Origin of the sequence: Pseudomonas sp. B21-040 (assembly GCF_024748695.1) — a bacterium.
In the GTDB taxonomy this organism is placed as follows: domain Bacteria; phylum Pseudomonadota; class Gammaproteobacteria; order Pseudomonadales; family Pseudomonadaceae; genus Aquipseudomonas.
The window spans coordinates 2,610,020-2,631,306 of record NZ_CP087176.1 but is presented as its reverse complement, the minus strand read 5'-3'; the positions used below and the strand labels follow the sequence as shown (position 1 = coordinate 2,631,306).

General features: G+C 59.8%; 15 protein-coding genes. 7 read left to right on the top strand and 8 right to left on the bottom strand.

What is annotated here, in order from left to right:
- The first annotated feature begins 57 nt into the window (after window positions 1-57).
- Window positions 58-1,113 (top strand): AraC family transcriptional regulator ligand-binding domain-containing protein, encoded by a 1,056-nt coding sequence (locus LOY55_RS12085; protein WP_223524161.1) that lies wholly within the window; start codon window positions 58-60, stop codon window positions 1,111-1,113.
- A 110-nt stretch (window positions 1,114-1,223) separates the two neighbouring features.
- Here LOY55_RS12085 and LOY55_RS12080 read toward each other — a convergent pair whose 3' ends face one another.
- Window positions 1,224-2,498: a glucarate dehydratase family protein gene (locus tag LOY55_RS12080; protein ID WP_223524164.1), complete on the bottom strand. Its 1,275-nt coding sequence runs from the start codon at window positions 2,496-2,498 to the stop codon at window positions 1,224-1,226.
- Window positions 2,495-3,892 (bottom strand): MFS transporter, encoded by a 1,398-nt coding sequence (locus LOY55_RS12075; protein WP_223524166.1) that lies wholly within the window; start codon window positions 3,890-3,892, stop codon window positions 2,495-2,497. Before LOY55_RS12075 ends, LOY55_RS12080 begins: the two co-directional genes overlap by 4 nt.
- Before the next feature lie 105 nt (window positions 3,893-3,997).
- Between LOY55_RS12075 and LOY55_RS12070 the strand changes: the two genes are divergently transcribed.
- On the top strand, window positions 3,998-4,900 hold the full coding sequence (locus LOY55_RS12070; RefSeq protein WP_223524169.1) for a LysR substrate-binding domain-containing protein: 903 nt from the start codon (window positions 3,998-4,000) through the stop codon (window positions 4,898-4,900).
- Window positions 4,901-5,043: 143 nt separating this feature from the next.
- Window positions 5,044-5,421, top strand: coding sequence for a hypothetical protein (locus LOY55_RS12065; protein WP_109787795.1), 378 nt, complete (start codon window positions 5,044-5,046; stop codon window positions 5,419-5,421).
- Window positions 5,422-5,434: 13 nt separating this feature from the next.
- Here LOY55_RS12065 and LOY55_RS12060 read toward each other — a convergent pair whose 3' ends face one another.
- The 5 genes from LOY55_RS12060 to LOY55_RS12040 form a co-directional block, all read right to left on the bottom strand.
- Complete coding sequence (locus LOY55_RS12060; RefSeq protein ID WP_109787751.1) at window positions 5,435-6,865, bottom strand: sigma-54 dependent transcriptional regulator; 1,431 nt, start codon at window positions 6,863-6,865, stop codon at window positions 5,435-5,437.
- Window positions 6,834-8,327 carry a sensor histidine kinase gene (locus LOY55_RS12055; protein ID WP_223524172.1) on the bottom strand — a complete coding sequence of 498 codons (1,494 nt, stop codon included), beginning with the start codon at window positions 8,325-8,327 and terminating at the stop codon, window positions 6,834-6,836. Before LOY55_RS12055 ends, LOY55_RS12060 begins: the two co-directional genes overlap by 32 nt.
- A 103-nt stretch (window positions 8,328-8,430) precedes the next feature.
- On the bottom strand, window positions 8,431-9,471 hold the full coding sequence (locus tag LOY55_RS12050; protein ID WP_109787753.1) for an SCO family protein: 1,041 nt from the start codon (window positions 9,469-9,471) through the stop codon (window positions 8,431-8,433).
- A complete protein-coding gene (locus LOY55_RS12045; protein WP_223524175.1) occupies window positions 9,468-12,275 on the bottom strand; it encodes a multicopper oxidase domain-containing protein in 2,808 nt (935 codons plus the stop codon). The genes LOY55_RS12050 and LOY55_RS12045 overlap by 4 nt, the downstream gene beginning before the upstream one ends.
- A 185-nt stretch (window positions 12,276-12,460) precedes the next feature.
- Window positions 12,461-13,909 carry a HAMP domain-containing sensor histidine kinase gene (locus LOY55_RS12040; protein WP_223524177.1) on the bottom strand — a complete coding sequence of 483 codons (1,449 nt, stop codon included), beginning with the start codon at window positions 13,907-13,909 and terminating at the stop codon, window positions 12,461-12,463.
- Window positions 13,910-14,197: 288 nt separating this feature from the next.
- On the opposite strand from LOY55_RS12040, the gene LOY55_RS12035 reads away from it, so the two are divergent.
- The 4 genes from LOY55_RS12035 to LOY55_RS12020 are packed head-to-tail and all read left to right on the top strand — an operon-like array spanning window position 14,198 to window position 19,821.
- Window positions 14,198-15,544, top strand: coding sequence for a hypothetical protein (locus tag LOY55_RS12035; protein ID WP_223524180.1), 1,347 nt, complete (start codon window positions 14,198-14,200; stop codon window positions 15,542-15,544).
- A gap of 35 nt (window positions 15,545-15,579) precedes the next feature.
- On the top strand, window positions 15,580-17,826 hold the full coding sequence (locus tag LOY55_RS12030) for an Ig-like domain-containing protein (RefSeq protein ID WP_109787757.1): 2,247 nt from the start codon (window positions 15,580-15,582) through the stop codon (window positions 17,824-17,826).
- A gap of 60 nt (window positions 17,827-17,886) precedes the next feature.
- Window positions 17,887-18,348: a curlin gene (locus tag LOY55_RS12025; protein WP_046027956.1), complete on the top strand. Its 462-nt coding sequence runs from the start codon at window positions 17,887-17,889 to the stop codon at window positions 18,346-18,348.
- 27 nt (window positions 18,349-18,375) lie between these two features.
- Window positions 18,376-19,821 carry a curlin gene (locus LOY55_RS12020; RefSeq protein WP_223524183.1) on the top strand — a complete coding sequence of 482 codons (1,446 nt, stop codon included), beginning with the start codon at window positions 18,376-18,378 and terminating at the stop codon, window positions 19,819-19,821.
- 71 nt (window positions 19,822-19,892) lie between these two features.
- On the opposite strand, the gene LOY55_RS12015 is transcribed toward LOY55_RS12020, so the two are convergent.
- The gene (locus tag LOY55_RS12015) at window positions 19,893-21,275 is read right to left on the bottom strand and encodes an LLM class flavin-dependent oxidoreductase (protein WP_223524184.1); all 1,383 of its coding nucleotides are present in this window, start codon (window positions 21,273-21,275) and stop codon (window positions 19,893-19,895) included.
- Window positions 21,276-21,287: the final 12 nt, after the last annotated feature.

Sequence of the window (21,287 nt, the reverse complement as noted above, 5' to 3'; positions counted from 1 at the left end):
AAATCGCTTAACGTCGAGCAGCCTAACCAGTGTCCCGGAACATGCTGTGAGCCCTACATGACAAAAAGCGATCAGCGACTGCCCCATCAACCAAGACCGAATGCGTTTTATGCGCCGACCTTGCTGCCGGCCATCGAAGAACTGCTGGCCCGAGGCGTTGCCCGGGATACCCTCGAAGGTCTGTTTCGACGCAGCCTGTTCGAGCTGCGCACGCCCTTCATGCGCATTCCGCTGTTCCTGTCGCGGCGCTTCTGGACTTTTGCGCTGGAGCAGACCGGCGACCCGTTGATCGGTCTGGCGGCGGGCCGTCGCTTCGTTTCCACCGCCACCAACGGCCTGACCTACCTGTTCGACGTGGCGGCGTCACTGGAAAGTGCCTGCGCGTATTTCGAGCGGTTTTTCCCGTTCTTCAACGGGCATTTCCAGGCCCAGATCGTGCGCAGCGATGACGGTGTGGAATTGCGCCTGCTCGACTGCGGCAGCGTGAAAGCCGGTGCGGCGACCACCGATTACATCCTCATCAGCCTGTGCAGCATGCTGCGCCGCAAGTTTCTCGCCAGTGGCCTGGAACGTGATCCGGTGTTGAGTGTTGGCCTCGCGTGGCCAAGGACCGCCAACCCGACCGATCACGAACAGGCGTTCCGCGCACCGGTGCATTGGGCACAACCGCACCCTTCGATTCGCCTGGACCGACAGTTGTTCGTGACCGCGCTGACGCCGGGCAACCATGAGCTGGAACACACACTGGTGGAGTTGCTGGAACAGACCCGGCGCAACAGCGAGCCTACGTTGCTGGAGCAAGTCAGCGACCATTTGATCGCCGATCTGGCCAGCGCCAACTGGCAGCAGTTTTGTAACGACCATCATTTGCTGGAACGCACGGCGGCACGCCGGTTAAAGGCGCTGGGGTGGAGTTTTTCGCAGCTGCAGGATGAGTACCGGCGCTGCCGCGCGGAAGATTTGTTGCAGGCGGCAGACCTGGAGTTGGTGGAGATTTCCGACCGGTTGGGCTACAGCGATGTGCAGAGTTTCAACCGCGCCTGTCTGCGCTGGCTGGGGTGTGCGCCGGGGGTGTATCGGACGCGGTGGGTGCAGCCTTCAGAGGTGTGTTGATAGGTGGGACCTCATCGCGGGCAAGCCCGCTCCCACAGGTTTTTTGGTGGTCACAAACCGGGGTTTTCAGTGAACCTCTCGGCTCACTGAAAGCCACTGTTAGCTAGATTTCAAAAACGTGGCTTGACGGTTTTCCACTCCGGTTTGTAACGCTGCATCTGTTTCACATCATCGCGCTGGCGAATGCCGCACGTCAGGTATTGGTCATGCAGTTTGCCGAGTTGATCGTGATCCAGCTCCAGGCCCAACCCCGGCGCGCGGGTGATTTTCACGCAACCATCGACGATCGGCAGCTTGCCGCCCTTGATCACTTCTTCGTCCGGCTCCTGCCACGGGTAATGCGTGTCGCAGGCGTAATCGAGATTCGGCACCGACGCGGCGACGTGGGCCATGGCCATCAGGCTGATGCCCAGGTGCGAATTGGAATGCATGGACACGCCCAAACCAAAGGTCTGGCACATTTTCGCCAGCGCCTGGGTGTCGCGCAGGCCGCCCCAATAGTGGTGATCGGCAAGAACGATCTGCACACTGTTCAAGGCCACACTGCGGCGGAATTCATCGAAATCAGTCACCACCATGTTGGTCGCCAGCGGCAGGCCGGTGCGTTTGTGCAGTTCGGACATCCCTTCCAGGCCCGGCGTCGGGTCTTCGTAATATTGCAGGTCGTCGCCCAGCAATTCAGCCATGCGAATCGAGGTTTCCAGGGACCAGTTAGCGTTCGGATCGATCCGCAGCGGGTAACCCGGGAAGGCCTTTTTCAGCGCCTTGATGCACGCCACTTCATGCTCCGGCTCCAGCGCGCCAGCCTTGAGCTTGATGCTCTTGAAACCATAGGTCTCGATCATGCGCCGAGCCTGGGCGACGATCTGTTCTTCGTTCAGCGCTTCCCCCCAGCTGTCGGGCTTGTAAGGCGAATCAATGTGCTGGGCGTACTTGAAAAACAGGTAGGCGCTGAACGGAATCTCGTCACGGATCGCACCGCCGAGCAAGTCCACCAACGGCACGTTCAGCGAGTGCGCCTGCAAATCCAGGAACGCCACTTCGAACGCCGAATACGCGTTGCTCACCGCTTTGCTGGCGTGAGAACCGGGCGCCAGTTCCGCGCCGGCGATGCTCGCCGGTTTGTTCGCCGCCACGGTGGCCTGGACGATGGCGCGCAGCTGATTGAGGTTGAACGGGTCGAGGCCGATCAGCTTGTCTTGCAATTGCTGCTGGATCGCCAGCGCCGGAGCGTCGCCGTAGCTCTCACCCAGGCCAATGTAGCCATTGTCGCTCTCGATCTCGATGATCGAGCGCAGCGCGAACGGCTCGTGGATACCACTGGCATTGAGCAGTGGCGGATCACGGAAAGCGATGGGGGTGACGGTGACTCGTTTGATTTTCAAGAGGCTGCTCCCTTTGAACCTGAACTCAAGGCGGGTTGACTGGTGGATGTTTTGCAGGCGGCGTCCTCCGCGGGTTTGCCGTTCAGCGAGCGCAAGGCGTCGCCACGAGGGGCCGTGCGAGCGAAAAAGATCACCACGGCCGCGACCAGGGATGTGGCGGCCAGGCCGTAAAGCCCACCCTCGATAGACCCGGTTTTTTGTTCGAGAAAACCGAACGCCGTCGGGGCCACGAAACCACCCAGGTTGCCGATGGAGTTGATCAGGGCGATCACCGCCGCGGCGATGCGCGCATCCAGATAGCCTTGCGGAATCGGCCAGAACAACGCCGAGGCGGCCTTGAAACCAATGGCCGCAAAACAGATGGCGACAAAGGCGAAGATCGGTCCGCCGGTGGTCGACATGAACATGCCGAACGCCGCAATCACCAGCGTCAACGCCACCCAGGCCTGCTGGTATTTCCACTTGCTGGCCATGGCGGCGAAGCCATACATCGCGACGATGGAAATCAGCCACGGTATCGAGTTGAACAGGCCGACCTGGAAGTCACCGAGGTTGCCCATTTTTTTGATCATGCTCGGCAGCCAGAACGTGGCGCCATAGATGGTCAGGGCAATGGAAAAGTAGATAAAACAGAACAGGGCAATTTGCTTGTCGGCCAGCAGTTTGAACATCGACGGCTTGATCGTCTGCGCGGCTTCGCGAGCTTGCTGTTCCAGCGCGATGGCGCCAGTCAGGGCGTCTTTTTCTTCGACGCTCAGCCATTTCGCTTCACGCGGATGGGATTGCAGCCAGGACCAGACAAAACCGCACAGGACGATGGAGGCGAAGCCTTCAATCAGGAACATCCACTGCCAGCCATGCAGGCTGAAACCGCTGACGTTCAGCAGCGCACCGGACACCGGGCCGGAAATGACCGAAGCAATGGCCGAACCGCTGAGAAAGATCGCCATGGCTTTGCCCCGTTCAGTCGACGGCAGCCACTGGGTGAAGTAGTAAATGATGCCCGGAAAAAAACCCGCTTCGGCCGCGCCGAGAATGAAGCGCAGTACATAGAAGCTGGTTTCGCCACGCACGAAGGCCATGGCCATGGCAGCTGCGCCCCAAGTGAACATGATGCGCGTCAACCAGGCACGAGCACCGTAACGCTGCAGCAGCATGTTGGAGGGTACTTCGAATATCGCGTAACCGATGAAGAACAGCCCGGCGCCCAGGCCATAGGCCGCTGCGCCGATGCCCAGGTCGGTTTCCATGTGGCTGCGTACGAAGCCGATGTTGACCCGGTCGATGTAGTTGACGATGAACATCACCACAAACAGCGGCAACACATGGCGCTTCACCTTGGCCGCGGCGCGGGCAAGCACATTCGGGTCCGGCGGACTCTGGAGGGTTTTCAAAGGGCGACTCCCGACATTGTTTTTTTAGGGACGAACCGATCATGGACGCGGCAATTGATCCCGTCTAATCTAAACTGGCATTCGATTGATACCCGGATTAGATCAATGTTCGAACTGACCCAACTGCGCTGCTTCACCACCGTGGCCACTGAACTCAACTTCCGTCGTGCCGCCGAACGACTGAACATGACTCAACCGCCCCTGAGTCGACAGATCCAATTGTTGGAGCATCACCTGGGTGTCGAGTTGTTCACCCGCTCCACCCGCAGCGTCGCCCTCACCGCCGCCGGCCGCGCCTTCTTCATCGAAGCGCAGAACTTGCTGGAGCGCGCCCAGCAAGCCGCCGTCACTGCCCGGCGTTTTGCCGAAGGCGACATTGGTTCGGTCAACATCAGCTTCGTGGGCAGCGCCGTGTACGAGTTCCTGCCCAAGGTCATAGCCGAAGCACGGCTCAAACAACCCCACGTCAAAATCGATCTGGCGGAGATGAACACCTACCAGCAGCACGAAGCCCTTCGCGCCCGGCGTATCGATCTGGGTATCGTCCGCGCGCCCTTGCTGGAACCGGGTTACGCCACCGAGTGCCTGGTGCGCGAGCCCTTTGTCTTGGCCGTCCCCAGTCGCCACCCGCTGGCCAGTGCCGAAACCGTGTCCGTCAAAGACCTCGACGCGCAACCGTTCCTGATGTACTCCCACGCCGCCTACCCGCCCTTCAACGAACTATTGACCGGCATGCTGCGCTCAGCCCGCGTCGCTCCGGAATACGTGCAATGGCTCGGTTCGTCACTGACGATTCTGGCGCTGGTCAACGCCGGAATGGGCCTGGCCCTGGTCCCTCGCTGCGCCACCAGCGTGGTGTTCAAGAACGTGGTGTTTCGGGATATCGATCTGGGGGAAGGCGTACAGAGCGAGCTGCATTTGATCTGGCGCGAGAACAATGACAACCCGGCGTTTGCGATGTTGCTGGAGGGGATTCGCAAGGCTGTGAGGGAGGGATGGGGGTTGTAAATGTGTAGATGGGCCGCGTGTCGCCGGGTTTGAGGGCTTGTGCGACCAGCCGCAATCGGCGCCTCACGGACGTTTTTTACACGGGAGCGCTATAGTTAATGACCTTGGGGAAACACGGGAAATCCGACTTCGCAGGTGTTGCCATGAAGACGTTCGAACAAACGCTGTTGCTTGCCCTTTGCCTGGTCGCCACCGGCGTGCACGCGGATGACAGCCTGATGGAAACCGACCAATCAAGCAGTGAATTCAACTATTACGGGAAGGATCAACCCTTTTCCCACCCGGTGCCGCCCTCCATGAGCATTGTTCCGCCGGGCGCGTACATTTCGTCTTCTCCACAAACGTTCATCCCGGTGTCGAGTCAGCACGTGTTCCACGACTCCCGCTTGCCGACGGTGGCGGACGCGTCGGTGCGAGTGTTCATTCGCACCTACGACGAGGAACACGGCGTCTACGTGAACCAGGAAGTCGAGGACCCGAGCTGCATGTTGTCATGCCTGCGCCAGGGCCCCGCCTTGTAACACAGGTCAATGCCTACCACTGGCGTTTGTCCGGACGTGCCAGGCCGAGTTTTTCGATCCGGTAACGCAGCATGTCTCGGCTCAGGCCCAGCAGCCGTGCGGACTTGGTGACGTTCCAGTCAGTCTTGTCGAGCATCTTGCGCACCATGTCGCGCTCGACTTCAGGCAGGTTCATCGACTCAGTGCCGTTGTAGATCGGGCGTGGTTCGTGGTTTTGCGGCTCATGCTGATACATCGGCGGGTCATCCACCAGGCTGAGGCAGACGTTCAACTGATGCGCGGCGATGGTGTCGCTTTGCGCCAGCAGCACGGTTTGCTCAAGCATGTTGCGCAACTCACGCACGTTGCCCGGCCAGCTATAGCTGAGCAGCAGTTCTTCAGCCTGATCACTGAAATGCAGGTTCGGTTTGCCATAGCGTTTGCCATGGACGGCTAAAAAGTGCCGGGCCAGTAGCAGAATGTCTTCGCCACGGGCATACAGGCGCGGCACTTTGATGGAGATGATCCGCAGGCGGAAGAACAAGTCACGGCGAAACTTGCCCTGCTGCACCATCTGTTCGAGGTTGCAGTTAGTGGCGCTGATCACCCGCAAGTCGACCTTGCGCTCCTTCACCGAACCGACCCGACGAATGGTCCGGTCTTCCAAGAGTTTCAGCAGTTTGGCTTGCAGCAACAAATCCATCTCACCGATTTCATCAAGAAACAACGTACCACCATCGGCCGCTTCCACCAGACCGACACGGCGGTCCTTGGCATCGGTAAAGGCGCCCTTCTCGTGGCCGAACAGTTCCGACTCCACCAGATTGGAAGGGATCGATGCGCAGTTGAATTCAATGAACGGGCCTTTGCTGCGCGGGCCGTCGAAGTGCAGCGCGCGGGCCACCAGTTCTTTACCGGTGCCGGTCTCACCCTCCACCAATACGGGCGGCAAGTCGGTGTTGGCCATGCGCCGCTCGGCGTCGAGCAACTGGGCGATGGTGTTCTTCAGGTAGTGCATCGGCGCCGATTCACCAATCAGTGCCTGCACGCCGGATTTCTGCGCCTCGCGCTCCTGATAGAACGACAACGTGCGCTCCATGCGATCAGTGGCCAGCGCCTTGTCCAGCAAGAGCTTGAGCTCAGGCAAGGCCACCGGTTTAGTGACGTAGTGGAAAGCCCCCTCTTTCATCGCCACCACGGCATCTTCGACATTGCCGTAACCGGTCATCATGATCACTTTCAGATCCGGCGCGCTGACGCGCAGCTTCTGGATCAAGTCGTGACCACTCATGCCAGGCAACGAGTTGTCGGTCAACACCACGTCAGGGGCGAACGCTCCCAATTGCACCAGTGCATCTTCAGCAGAATGGCAGACCGTTACCTCGAAGTCTTTACGCTCCAGGTAGGTCTGAATATTCTCGGCGAGGATTTCGTCATCCTCGACCAGCAATATGCTGTGCTCCATATTCCCCTCCCGTTGCCGCTTTAAAATTGAGACAAACGCGGGTTCCCTCCTGCTCCTGGCTGATCAGTTCGACCGAGCCTTCGAAACGCTCCATTATTCGTTTTACCAGGGCCAGGCCTACGCCCAGCCCTCCTTGTTTGGTGGTGAAAAACGGCTTGAAGACCATCTGTTGCTGCTGCTTGGTCATGCCTTTGCCGGTATCACTAAGGGTCATGCGCACATGGCCGGGTTGTGGCTGTTCGATATCAATACTCAATTGACCACCCTTGGGCATGGCTTCCAGGGCGTTGGCAAACAGGCTATTGAGAATTTGCGTCAGCAGCACCTGTTGGCTGACGACCGGTGGGCAGGCTTGAGGCGTGAATCGCACCTGCACGTTCGACCGTTTGATCAGCGCATCGAATGCACTCAGGGTGTCATCGATGGCCAGCACCAGATCGACCGTTTCGCAGTCGTCATTCATCGGCCGTAACGACACCAGCAATTCCCGAACCCAGCGTGACATGCGATCGACCTGACTGATGATGTCACCTATGTTCTTCTGCGCATTCTGGCTGGCGATTTCCTGGGCCAGTTCGGCGCTGGAACGAATGTTGGCCAGTGGATTACGCAAACTGTGTGCCACCGCCGAGGACATTTCCCCCAGGGCGACGAACGTTTCATTGGTGATCAATTGCTTCTGCTGGCTCTGCAGCAGCATCGAGGCACGGCGCACAATCCAGAACAACCCAAGGTAGATGACCAGGCCGCCGAGTACGGTTGCCAGCCAGATGGCCTTGAAACCACGCTGGATGCGCTCCACCAGGTCGACCGGTTCCTTGTAGATCTCAACCATGGCGACCACTTTGCTTCTGTCGGCATTGAACATCGGGATGTAATTCTCGACGAACAGGTATTCCGGCTCGCGCAGCAGCTTCTGCTCGGGACGCTCGTCATCGATTTCGTGGTAGCTGGTGGACACCAGCTCTTTCATTTCAAAGGACGAGTCCAGCTCATCATCGTCTTTGATGCGCACGCCGATCAACTCCGGGTTCGTCGACCAGACCACGGTACGATCCAGCGCGTACACCGTCGCCAACAAAATGTCCGGCAGGTGCTCCACGTGATCGAGAAATTCAATGCGCGCCGCCGCACGGGTGCCTGGGGACACGTCGGGATAAGCGTTGTCCAGCCGAGGGTCGAGCATCTCGCCCATGGTTCTGGCCGGGTCGATCAAGGCATGGCGAATTTCGGCGTCACCTATGGCTTGAATGAATTGCGCGGTCAGCATGGAATCGCGCTCGATGCTTTCGGTCACCACAAAACGCGTGGAGATATAGCCAAGCCCCAACGCCACGGCGGCAATGATGAAAAAGCTGGCCAGGGAAAACCAGCGCAACAGATTGAACTGCCCACCCCGGCTCTGGCCTGCGACAGCCGGTGTGATCGGTGCCGGTTCTTGTTGTTGTTCGAGTATCGGCATAGGGGGTGTCCTGGATGCTCGTATCTAGCCTGTTCAGCCGTGTTTCAGATCAGTGTAGGCGTCAATGACGGTGCCTGACTGAGCCAATGATAGTATTTCGCCGCTATTGCGCCTGCGCCGCTTGCAACGGCTGCTGTCGATCGGTTTCTTCCTGCAAAAATTCCATAATCGATTGCGCGGATTTCTCATCCAGACGCAGGTTCGGCATCGGGATTTTTTCGTAACGCTCGAACAGCTCCACGGCAATCGGGTCTTTCTCTTTCAGCATGCGGTCTGGCTCGCGAATCCAGCGGTTGAGCCAGGCCGGGTCGCGTTGACGGGTCACACCGATCAGGTCCGGGCCAATGCTGCGCATGCCAATGCCCTGGCCGTCCATCGGTCCAAGGCTGTGACACGACGCGCAACGGGTGCGAAACAGTTCTTCGCCATTGCTGGGCGGGCGAATTTCCGGGGCGTTGGCGTAGCTTTGTTCAACGCTGGCTTTTTTCCAGTTCTGCAAAGTGTTGGCCAACTGATCGGCCAGAATCCACGGATTCTCGAACGGTGATGCTTTCATCCAGCGACCGGTGCTCTGGTTGCCGACGATCAGGCTCAGGTTGTGGTCCTTGCTGCGCCCGTTGTCGACGCCTTCAATGAACAGCCCGAGTTTCTTGCGCAGCTCGGTGACGTCGGCAAATTCCCCGGTGAGGAATTTCCAGCCCGGCCCGACCTTGAAGCGTTGCGCATAGGCCTTGAGCACTTCGGGTGTGTCACTCAAGGGATCGATGCTGATGGAGTAGAAAAAGATGTCCTGGCCGACCCGGTCGCCGAGCAGCTTTTGCACCTGGCGCAGGCGTGCGGTTTCCAGCGGGCAGGAGTCGCTGCATGAGGTGAAGATGAAGTTGATCACCACCACCTTGTCTTTGATCAGGTCATCGAAAAAGTGCACCTGCTGACCGTCCTGGTCGGTCAGCAGGGTGTTGGGGAAATAATCGCCGCCCCAGGGTGTCGCCGACTCCGTCGGCGCCAGCACACCCTCATGGGCCAGCAGCACCTGACTGGCCAACAAACAGACAACCAGTACCAATATCAGGTGCATGCCCAAGGCGCGGGAGCGCGGCGTGTGAATGTTCGTGTTCATGTCGGCTCCCTCGCGGCGTTTCATGGTTTGACCGTCACTTTAGGGCCGAAGCCGTCGCCAGTACGGAAGGTAGGCAGTGCGGCGGAGTTGACGTAGCGCACACCATCCCAACTTGGCAGCGGTGTTGGCATCAACTGGAATTGCCCGGGTTTCTCAATGTCCCAACGCAGCAGCATCGAGTTGTCTTCATGCTGGGTGTTGTGACAGTGCTCCATGTAGGTCCCGGCGAATTCGCGGAAGTTGATCGCCATCTCGACATTGTCCAGACCGTCTTTTTCCGAGCCGATGCGGTACACGTCCTTACGCGCCCACTTTTCCCATTCCGGTGGCGCCTTGCCGCCTCGACTGAGGATGATCCCCTCCTCGAAGTGCACATGCACCGGGTGGCTCCAGCCACTGCCGCCGAGCTTGATGTTCCAGACCTCCAGGGTGCCGAAACCGGCAGCCCCCGCATCGGTCGGACCGTTAGCCAAGTGAGTCGCGGTGTTCAAGCGACGCGGGTCCATGTGGAAGCCGAAGCCGCCATCGGTCTTGACCGTCCACGGTGCTTCATCGGTGCCGTCCGACCGGCCGAAGGTGAAGGTGCGGTGACGTGCCTGAGCGAGCAGCGCCTTGTCGGCCGCGTTGTCGCGATGGATCTTCAGCGGGATCATCACCAGGCCTTCGGCTTTACCCGGTTTGGCCGGTTCGTACGCTGCCGGGTCCATGGCCAGGTCCTGACCAGTGTACGCCTTGACGTTGAGTTGCAGGATCTTGCCCACCGCCGGGTCACCCCTGTCCCACATCGGCCCTTTGCTGGTTTGCTTGATCACCGCCAGGTATTTCTCGGAGAGCACGTCTGCCAGCGACACTGGCTCTTTCGGGCCTTTGCCGTCGTCATGCACCAACAGGTTGACGAAGAACACCTTGTCGCCAGGCTTGATGCCGTTTTTCGCGAAGTTGACGATGATGTCGAAGCGTTCGGCAATGCCTTGGGTCGGCAGGATCGCGTTGTGGTTCTGTTTGTCGCCGTCGGCGTCGAGGTCCATGGTGCCGTCAAATGGCACGCTGTGTTCCATGATGTTGCCGTCGTTGGCAATCATGTGGAACGGCACGCGGGAATAGGACACCCCCGAACCTTTAGGGCCCTGGAATTCGCCGCTGGTGCCTTTGATCTCCCGCACCATCGCCAGTTTGTAGTAACGCGACACCGAGCCATTGAGGATACGGAAGCGGTAGCTGCGAGCGCGCACATCCAGGGTCGGTTTCCATTGCCAGTTGACCAGCACCTGGTCACCGAGGAAGCCGTCGGTGTTGAACGGGTTGAACCACAGCTGACCGCTTTGATCCCAGGCCTTGTCGGCCACCACCAGGTTGACGTCGTAGTCGCGGTTACCCCACGGCAACGCACTGCCGCTTGGGAAACGCAGGTTGACGCCGTCGTTCACCGATTCATTGCCACGGTCCAGGGCGCTGTAGTAGTTCATCATCGCCGCGTTGCCCTTGTAGACGTTCTGCGCGGTGAAATCGAGCATGTGGTCGTGGAACCAGTGGGTGCTCATGGTTTCGCGCCAGTCGCCACGGATCTTGATCGTGCCGTTCTCGCAGGTCTTGCGGCTCGGGCTCATGTCATTGGTCCACAGGGTTTCGCCCGGTGCGCAAGGGAACGCCGCGCGTGGATCGTGCGCATCGGTGTTGATCGTGTCGTAGCCGGCCAGCTGGATCGGCCAACGATAGTCGTAATACTGACCAGGGAAGAAAAACGCGTTGGCATAACCGTCGCTTTCCGCCGGGGCGTGGCCGTTGTGTTCGTGGGTCGTGATGGTGTGCAGGCCAAAGCCCATGTTGGCCGACGGGTCGATTGGCAGGCCGTTGTAGTGACGCATCAATACCGGCTGGCCGTAACGCACCATCAGCAATTTAGGCGGCAACGTGCCGTCGAAGGTCCAGACCGAGTTGTGATTCTGCACCGGCATGTTCGGGTGGAAACGCGCATCGACGCCTTTGGCGGTGCCATCGGTGGCCTGTACACCGGCGACGTTGTGGTAGAGGCCACCGGGGCCAAACTCGCCCACGGCGTAGCCATGCATCTGATGACTGTCACGCCACCCGGTGTTGGTCCTCACCCCGGTTTGCACGGTTTTGTAGGCCATTTGCGGGTAGAACTCATTCCAGCGCTGATGTGACCAGCCCTTTCCTGGCGGACGACCTTCAGCCGCCGAGCCGATATGGCGATTGAGGAAAATCTCGATCTGCGCCTGCCAAGGGTTGCGGTCCACCACGTTGGAAAACTGACTGGGGAACGGCGTCAGCCCCGGTTGACGCATGAAGGCATCGAGTGCCGCGCTCGGTGGTGCACTGCGGGCCACACTGGTCGGGTCCTGCTGTGGCAACGGGCCGATCGCTGCCGGTGGAAACCCCAAGGGTGCCGCCGGTGTGGTGGGATCGAGTTTTTCCGGGCCGAACTCTTCAAACAACACCAATTGCTGAGTAAAGGGCTGAGCACCAAACAACGGGCTCGGCTTGCCATTGGTGGGGTAATTGAAACTGGTCTGCACCGCAGGCGGCAGGACGTTCTCTATGCGCGTTTCGTCGCGGTTGCCCTTGACGCCATCGGGCAAATCGAAGGAGTCCTGGTTGGCCTCCGGCATGCTCAAAATCGCATTCAACGCCGTGGCTTCGTCAGCCGGCTCATCGTAGTAAGCCGAAGGGTCGGAGGGTTCAGGCTGTCGCTCGTCATCGATCGGGCTGGCACGCAGACTCGCTGTGCCCAGCGTCATCGTCAGAACGACGCCAACAGGCGCCAATAGGCCAAACCATTTGTAGGGATAACGAGCTTTTCTTTCCATCACCAGCCGCCTCGAAGTCGTGAAGGGGGTAATGGGGTTTTGCAAAGAACTCGCCAGATTTGTAACTGATTTATACGAAAGTATTAACACGCGCTAAAACAATGGCTTATCAACATCAATGTGCCATATCCGGAAAAAACGACTGGGGCTTGACACCCGCTAACGGGGAAAGTTCATACCCGCTTTCAGGGAATCCGATTAAACGACAAGCGGACAGTAGTGCCCTCGCCTTCACGGCTATTGAGGGTAACTCCGCCCCCGAAACGATCCATGATTCGCTTGACCAGCACCAGTCCGACCCCCAGCCCGCCTTGCTTGGTGGTGTAAAACGGACGGAATGCCATGCTGCGCTGTTCTTCGCTCATGCCTTTGCCAGTGTCGCTCACCACCACGCAAATACCTTTGGCATCGGTTGGCTCTAGCGTGATGGTCAGGGTGCCACCCTCGTCCATGGCTTCCAGTGCATTGGCCAGCAAACTATTGAGGATCTGCGTCAGTTGCACCTGCTGGCTAAACACCATTGGCGTTTCCTTCGGCTGAAACACCACGTGAATCCCCGCCTTGGCGATTTGATGCTCGAAGGCCAGCAGACTGTCATGCAAACACGCCACCAGGTTCACCGGCTCCGCTTCATCGTTGAGCGGGCGCAAGGATTGCAGCAATTCCCTGATCCACTTCGACATGCGGTCCACCTGCCCGACGATATCGTTGATGTTCTTGTGCGCCGGGCCGCTGTCAAACTCCAGCGCCAGTTCGGCACTTGAGCGGATCGTCGCCAACGGGTTGCGCAGGCTATGGGCAACTGCCGAAGACATCTCCCCGAGTACAACAAAGGTTTCGTTGGTGATCAGTTGTTTTTGCTGTGTGGCCAATAGAATCGCCGCCCGTCGCACGATCCAGTACAGCCCCAGGTAAATCAGCCCGCCGCCCAACGCGGTGGCCAGCCAGATCAGCGCCAGGCCGCGCTCCATGCGTTCGATCAAATCCTTGGGCTCCTTGTAGATTTCGACCATCGCAGTGACGGTCTCGCGGTCGGCATCGAACAAGGGAATGTAGTTCTCAATAAATATGTAGTCCGGCGGCGTGACAAACTTTTGCTCCATACGCCCTTTGTCGACGCTGTGATAACTGGCAGATACCGGGGTTTTGGAAGCGAACGCTTGATCGAGATCGGTATCGGCATGAATCCTGGTGCCCATCAATGCCGGATTGGTCGACCAGATCACCATACGATCAGGCGAATAAATGTTGGCCAGGATCACGTCGGGCAAATGTGCGACATGGTCAAGGAACTCGCCCCGGGCACTGGCACGGGCCATCGGGTCGACGTCGGGGAAATCCTTGTCCTTGCGTGGGTCGAGCAGCTCGCCCATGGTCCGCACGTTAGGGATCGAGACATGGCGCACCTCGGCCGAGGCAATCGCTTCAATGAACTGGGAGGTCAGCAATGCATCGCGCTGCACGCTTTCGGTAATCACGAAACGCGTGGACACAGCCCCCAATGCCACCGCCACCGTGCCGATCACCGCCATGCTGATCAGCGAAAACCAGCGCAGCAGATTGAACGGCCGTTTGCGCGAGCTCAAGCGAATATCACCCTGTTCTTTGAGAAGGGCTGTTACTTGCGAATTCATGGCCGATGTTCCCCGGTACTCCCTATAGGGTTATAGCCCACTGCTCGGCGATTGCCCATTTCCGGGGGGCTCCCCCCCTCTTTTCCCCACCTACCCACTGGCCCCATCCACCCCCAAAAGTGGGGACAGTCGCCCGCTTCGGTGTCCGTCGCCGTCAGACCTTAGTAGCACCCCACGCCATCACTACGGGCCTCTGCCGCCAGTTTTCAAAGATTGGTATGGAAGTTGCCGACCTCACCCGCAACTGACCCGTCCCCGAGGGGCGGTACTCTGATAGAGGGAATACTCATGCACCCTTTACTGTCCAAAACCGCGACCGCCCTGGTCGTGACCGCTCTGGCTCAAGGCGTTGCGCACGCGACGCTGTTTGCCGTGGACGCCGGACCCTACTTGCCCGCCAACGGCAATTTCGCTGCTTGGTACCAAGACACCCACGGCCGCACCCTGGACTTATGCCTGTCCAAGGCTGTCAGTTCCAGGGTACCCAGCGCCCCTGGCGCCCCGACGTACATGTGCTCGTTGATTCCCGCACCAGGTGTTTTCGACGACACCCAACCGATGGTCTTCCCGACCAACTTCCCTGACGAAGCGTTCTGGGCGACCGGCGAAACCACCATCGTCGATGCGGCCAGAGGCATCGACCTTACTTATGTCTCGGCAGTCGAAGCCGCCTTCAGCGGCGGCGACCCCGTGGAAGGCGACCAGATCAGCTTCGCGCGAATCCGCATCCGCATCGATGTGCCCGTTGCCGGGACCTATGTCGTGACCCACCCCTACGGCGTCGAAGTGTTCACCGTCGATACCCCTGGGCGGCGGGCGATCAACATGACGCGGGACATCGGCATCGGCGCAGCGAAAACCTATGACGGCGCGCTCAAGGGCGATGTCGGGCCATTCTTGCGCAGTGTCAACGGTCCTTATACCGAGACCAACCCGGTCAACGGCGCCGCCGAACAATTCGTCGGCGACCCGAACCTCACGGAAGCCGTCACCGGCAGCCCGTTCAACACCAACTACGTGCGCATCGAAGGTCCCAATGGCCTGGACTTGCGTACCACCCTCTTTGCTGTCTCCGGCAAGCTGTCCAGCGTGGTCCGGCCAACCCCGGTCATTGCGCAGCGCAGCACCTATTCACGGCATGCCGGCACCAGTGCGCCTGAGGCCCAGCAGGATGTTTTCGTCCTGGCCCCGCCGCCACCGGCGACTGTGACCCTGGACAGCAATAACCCGGTGCTGAACTTGACTGAAGCGGACAGCACCGGCCACTGGTATGCGCAGTCGTCGACCGATCCGACGTTGCCGAGCACCCTGCAAGTGACCGCCGACAACCACCTGGCCATCGCCAGTAGCACTCCCACTACCCTGTCGTCGCCCCTGACCGACCTTGTGGTGATTTCCCGTGCCGAGTACAGCCTGAACAGCGGACAAATCACCATCGTCGCCTCGACCAGTGATGAAACCTCACCACCGGTGCTCACCGCCACCTCGGGTACGGGAGTCGCCATTGGCGCCCTCATTGGCGATGGCGCAGTGAAAAGCCTGGCCACCGGCATCTCGCCGAATCCGCCAGCCCAGGTTCGAGTGACGTCATCCAATGGCGGCAGCGACACCGAAGAAGTGGTCATCGTGCAATGAACGCTCTCATGCCCAGATCCTCATCAGGAGGCATCATGAACAATTGGCCACGCCTGGCGCTCAACGCCTTGGGACTGACTCTATCGCTGTCCGGCAGTGCTTTCGCGCAACTCGCTGCCGTTGACCCCGGCCCTTATACCTTTGCCTCCGGGAAGTTCCCGATCTGGTATCAGGACAACAATTTGCTGTCGATGGAACTGTGCCAGTCCCGAGCCGCCAGCTCGCGGGTCCCCGTCAGTGTGCCACCGGCTTACATGTGTACCCTGCTGCCGACACCTGGCATTTTCGACGACACCCAGCCGATGGTGTTCCCGGATAACTGGCCAGACGAATCCTTCTGGTTCCTCGCAGAAACCAATATCCCCAACAACGCCGCAGGCTATGGGATGGACGCCTACGTCGCCGGGATCGAGGCTGCATTTGCCGGCGGAAACCCGCTCGACGGTGATCAAATCAGCTTCGCGCGGATCCGTATGCGGATCAACATCCCCGTCGCCGGCACCTACACCATCACCCACCCTTACGGTGTGGAAACGGTCAACGTCACCAGCCCTGGCCGGCGTGCGATCAACATCACCAGAGACGTCGGCGTCGGTGCGCCAGGGGTCTTCAGCGGCGCGGTCAACGGTGCCATCGGGCCGTTCCTGAAAAGCGTCAACGGGCCTTATACGGAAGTGAACCCGGACACCGGCGCCATCGAAACCTTCGTTGGCGACCCGAACCTCACCGAAGCAGTGACCGGTAGCCCCAACAACACCAACTTCGTGCGCATCGAGGGGCCCGCCGGGACTATCCAGGCCAACCTCTTCACCCTGTCCGGCAAAGTGCTCGACAACCGTGCGCAAACACCGGTGGACTTGAGCCGTGCCACTTACCGCCGCACCTCAGGAACAGGGGGCATCAACACCCGCGTCGAAGTCTTCGGTAAAGCAGACACCGGCTCAACCCTGTGCTTCCGCGAAAGCATCGCTCTGGTCCCCGGCCCGCCTGTTTCGCCTTGCCTGACCACCATGGTGGGCGATAACAACGGCGTGTTCTTCGGCCAGCATCTCCTGGTCAATGGCGCTGTGCCTCCCGTCGTCGTGATCACCGCCACCAACCCGACCGGTTCGACCCGCCCGACGTCCGTGTCGAGCAAACTCTCGGACGTGGTGAAAATCCAGACGGCTCGCTACAGCTGGAGCAATCACAGCCTGCTGATCGAAGCCACCTCCACCGACGAAGTGGGCATACCTGACATGGTTGCCCAGGGTTATGGAAGGCTGTCGAAGAACGGCACTCTGCAGAGCTTGACCGTCCCGGATCTGACGCAGCCACCGGCCACCGTTACGATCAAGTCGGCCGCGGGCGGCAGTGACACCGAGCCAGTGGTCGTCGTGGGCAAGGCACCGGACACCGGTGAGAACCAGGCTCCGATTTCCGTCGCCGACACGGGCAGCACCAGTTTCGGGGTGCCGGTCACCCTCAACCTGCTGACCAACGACAACGACCCAGACGGCAACGTGCCACTGACCATCACCGCACTGACCCCACCGGCGGCCGGGCAAGGCACCGTGGCATTGAGTGGCACAACAGCGGTGGTCTACACGCCACCCGCCACCGTCACGACACCGCTGACCACGACCTTTACCTACAAGGCCCAAGACTCTAAAGGACTGGCCTCGACCACCGCCGCGACCGTGACCATTACGGTGGCACCTAACCGGCCACCAGTGGCTGTCAACGATGCCGCTACGACCCTGGGCGTGGCGATACCGATCAGTGTGCTGGCCAACGACACCGATCCGGAAGGCAACGTGCCACTCAGCGCAGCCATCGTGAGCCAACCGGCGGCCGGTCGCGGCACCGTCAGCACCGACGGCACCGTCATCACCTACACCCCACCGGGCACGGTGACCACGGCCTTCACCACGACCTTTACCTACATCGCCCGGGACAGCTTCGGCGCCGCGTCGACGCCGGCAACGGTCACGGTGCAAGTCTCGCCAAGGCCTGCTGCGGAAACCTTCACGGTGACCACGGCCTCTGTGACGGCTCGCTCCAACAACCGCTTCACCTGGGACTTTGCGGGCACCTCATCGGTGACCACCGGCAACACCATCACCATCAAGGTGACCACCCCGACCGGGCTGGTAACCCTGGGCAGCACCGCGGTACCGGTGAACGGTCGCTGGAAGCTCACGGTGAACAACACCACCACGGTCATTCCGTCGGTTAATCCGACGGCCACCATCAGCTCGTCCCAAGGCACCGTGCGCTCGGTGTCGGTGGTCTCGAACTGAGCCCTCGCCCCATCCACCGTCACGGTGGATGGGGCAGGCCGTTTGACAAAGGATTGAATCATGAAAACGCCGACCGCCGCCCTGCTCTGCCTGCTCCTGCTTTGCAGCAGTGCGGGCGTGCGCGCCGACGACTTGATGGAAAACGACGACCTCGGCCCGGGCACCGACCTTGGCGAGTTGCCACCGCCGGTTGGCCAGCATGCGCTGATCGATCAGAACGGTCAGGCCAATGTCGCGCTGTTGCAGCAGAACGGCCAGTCGCTGCTCGGCACCATTGTCCAGTCGGGCAGTAATCAGGAAGCGTACATCCTGCAACAAGGCAACGACCTGATGGCAATGATCAACCAGCAAGGTTCGGGCAATAACGCCGCCATCACCCAGAACGGCAGCCACAACCGTGCGCAGATTTCCCAGAACGGCAACAACAACGACGCCAGCATCGACCAGGCCGGTACGGGGCTATCCAGCGCCGTGACCCAGTCCGGCAACGGCATGAGCGTTTCGGTCAAACAATATCGCTAAGCACTGCATCACTTTGGAGGTTTCACCATGTTCAAACTGACGCCCCTTACCGCCGCCATCCTGGTCATTGTCAGTGCCCAGGCCATCGCCGATGACAGCGTTTCCAACCAGAGTCAGTTCGGTGATACCAACATCGCCGATGTCAAACAGACCGTGGCCCCGTTCAGTACCGCCACCCAGTTGCAACAGGGTCTTGGCAACGACGCGGCGGCGGTGCAAGACCACGCCAGCAGCACCATCGACCAGAGCCAGGCAGGTGAATACAACGCCGGCTATGCCGAGCAACTATACGAAGACGGCAGCACCATCACCCAGCAACAGGCTGGCTCCCTGAACGTCGCCCATGCCAGCCAGTCAATCGGTGTGGGTAGCAGCGAGGCGCTGCAACAACAGTCAGGCAGCGGCAACTTCTCGTTCATCTATCAGGACAGTCAGGACGCTACGACCGCCAAGACCTACCAGTTCGGTGACAACAACGAAGCCAACATCGAACAGACTGAACTGGGCGTCGCCAATAACGCGACAGTCATCCAGTACGGCAACGGCAACTACGGCACCGCTGAACAGACGTTCCAGACCAACGGCCAGATTGGCATCAACCAGGCCGGCAGCGGCAACTATGCCTACGGCGACCAGCGTGACGGTGACGGCAGCACCCTGACCATCAACCAGTACGGCGACCTCAACGGCACCGAAGTCTGGCAAGACAGCCAACTCGCCAGCGAAACCACCATCAATCAATACGGGCAGTCCAACGAAACCGTGGTCGACCAGAGCTTCGGCGAAAACAACTCCGCGACAGTGCTGCAAGTTGGCGACCTCAACGCCATCTACGCCGACCAGTTCGAGTCCCTCAGCTCGACCGTCGCGCTGTACCAACAGGGCACGGGCAACGTGCATTTCACCTATCAAACCGGCGACGGCCATGTACTCAACGCCACCTCGATGGGTGACGGTAACAAGGTCTACGCCAGCAACTGGAAAGGTCCACAAGCGGGTGGCCAGTTCGGCAGCAACCAAATGGCAACCGTCAATCAGTACGGCAGCAACAACGTCGCCAACTTCACCCAAAAAGACACCGGCCACATCATGACCACCAACCAGTCCGGCACCGGGAACAAAACCACGGTCAGCCAGGCTGATTCCTACAACGAGCTGTACTTCGACCAGAACGGCAGCGACAACATCCTGATCTCCGACCAGCGCGGTGAGACCAACCTGGCGCAAGGCAGCAGCAACGGTTACGGCAACAGCACCGAGTTCGACCAGTCCGGCAGCAGCAACCAGGCATACACCGCACAATACGGCAGCGACAACATGATCACGGTCAAACAGGCTGACACCATGAACGTGGCCTATGTGACCCAGGGGGGCAGCGGCAACATTGCCAGCGTCGACCAAAGCGGCATGACCCAGACGGCAACCGTGCAGCAATATGGCAGTACCAACAAGGCCACCGTGCTACAGCAATGAGTTAATGGGGGGGAATAGACCGCGACCCTTGGTGCTGGGTCGCGGTTTTTTTATTTGGGCGGATAAAGAAATCAAACAAAATCTGGAAGCGATTGCACTCCGTTGCGCAATGGAGAGATCGATGAGGCGGACTTCAAGGCAAAACGCGAAACCGGGCGACTCAGACCATAATGCTCGCGCAGCGTACTGCCCGCATATTCAGTTCGGAACAGGCCACGCTTGCGCAGAATCGGCAGCACTTCATCGAGGAACACTTCAAAGCCCTCGGGGAACGCTGGCGGCATCACGTTGAAACCATCAGCAGCGCCACTGCGGAACCACTGCTCAATCAGGTCGGCAATCTGCACCGGCGTACCGACCGGCACCCAATGCCCGCGAGCACCGGCCAGGCGATTAATCAGCTGGCGCAGCGTCGGCTTCTCGCGGTCGACGATGTCGATGATCAACTTGAAGCGACTGGACTGGCTTTCGCTGCTGTCGAAGTTGATCAAGTGGCGCGGGAATGGCGCATCCAGATCGTGACCGGACAGGTCGACCCCCAACATGCGGCGTAGCTGGCCGAGTGAAACGTGCGGCAGCACCAACTCGTTCAGCTCGTCGAACTTGCGCTGGGCTTCGGCTTCGGTGCTGCCGATGTACGGGCTGATGCCCGGGAGAATTTTCAGCTGACGAGGGTCACGCCCCACCGCCTTCGCCCGGGCACGGATGTCGTTGGCGAATTCAGTCGCGCTTTGCAGGGTCTGGTGCGCGGTAAAAATCGCTTCAGCATGCCTGGAGGCGAAATCACGGCCATCCTCGGAAGAGCCGGCCTGCACCTGCACCGGTCGACCCTGCGGGGAGCGTGGCGAGTTGAATGGGCCTGCGACCTTGTAGTGAGTGCCCACGTGGTTGATCGAATGCACCTTGTCACTGTCGGCAAACACCCCGGAAGCCTTGTCCAGCACCAGTGCATCGTCCTCCCAGCTGTCCCACAGGTCACCGACCACCTGCACGAATTCTTCGGCCTGGACATAGCGGTCATGAGCCGACGGATGTTGCTCCAGGCCAAAATTGGCGGCGGCTGCCGCCATCGACGTGGTGACGATATTCCAACCGGCGCGACCCTTGCTGAGGTGGTCCAGCGCACTGAACGAGCGAGCCAGGTTGTAGGGCTCGCTGTAGGTCGTGCTGGCCGTGGCGATCAGGCCTATGCGTTGGGTCACCGCGGCAATGGCCGCCAGCCAGGTAATGGGTTCGAAACGAATGCGCAAACCTTCACGCCCGCTTTCGGCCAGTGACGGCGAGTCAGCGAAGAAAATCGCATCAAGCTTCTCGCGTTCAGCGCGTAGCGCCAATTGCTGGTAATAGCCGATATCCATGGAGAATTCCGGCACCGACTGTGGGTGACGCCAGGCGGCTTCGTGATGGCCGTTGGGGTAGATAAAGAGGTTAAGGCTGAGCTGGCGTTCGGACATTTCCCGTTCCTT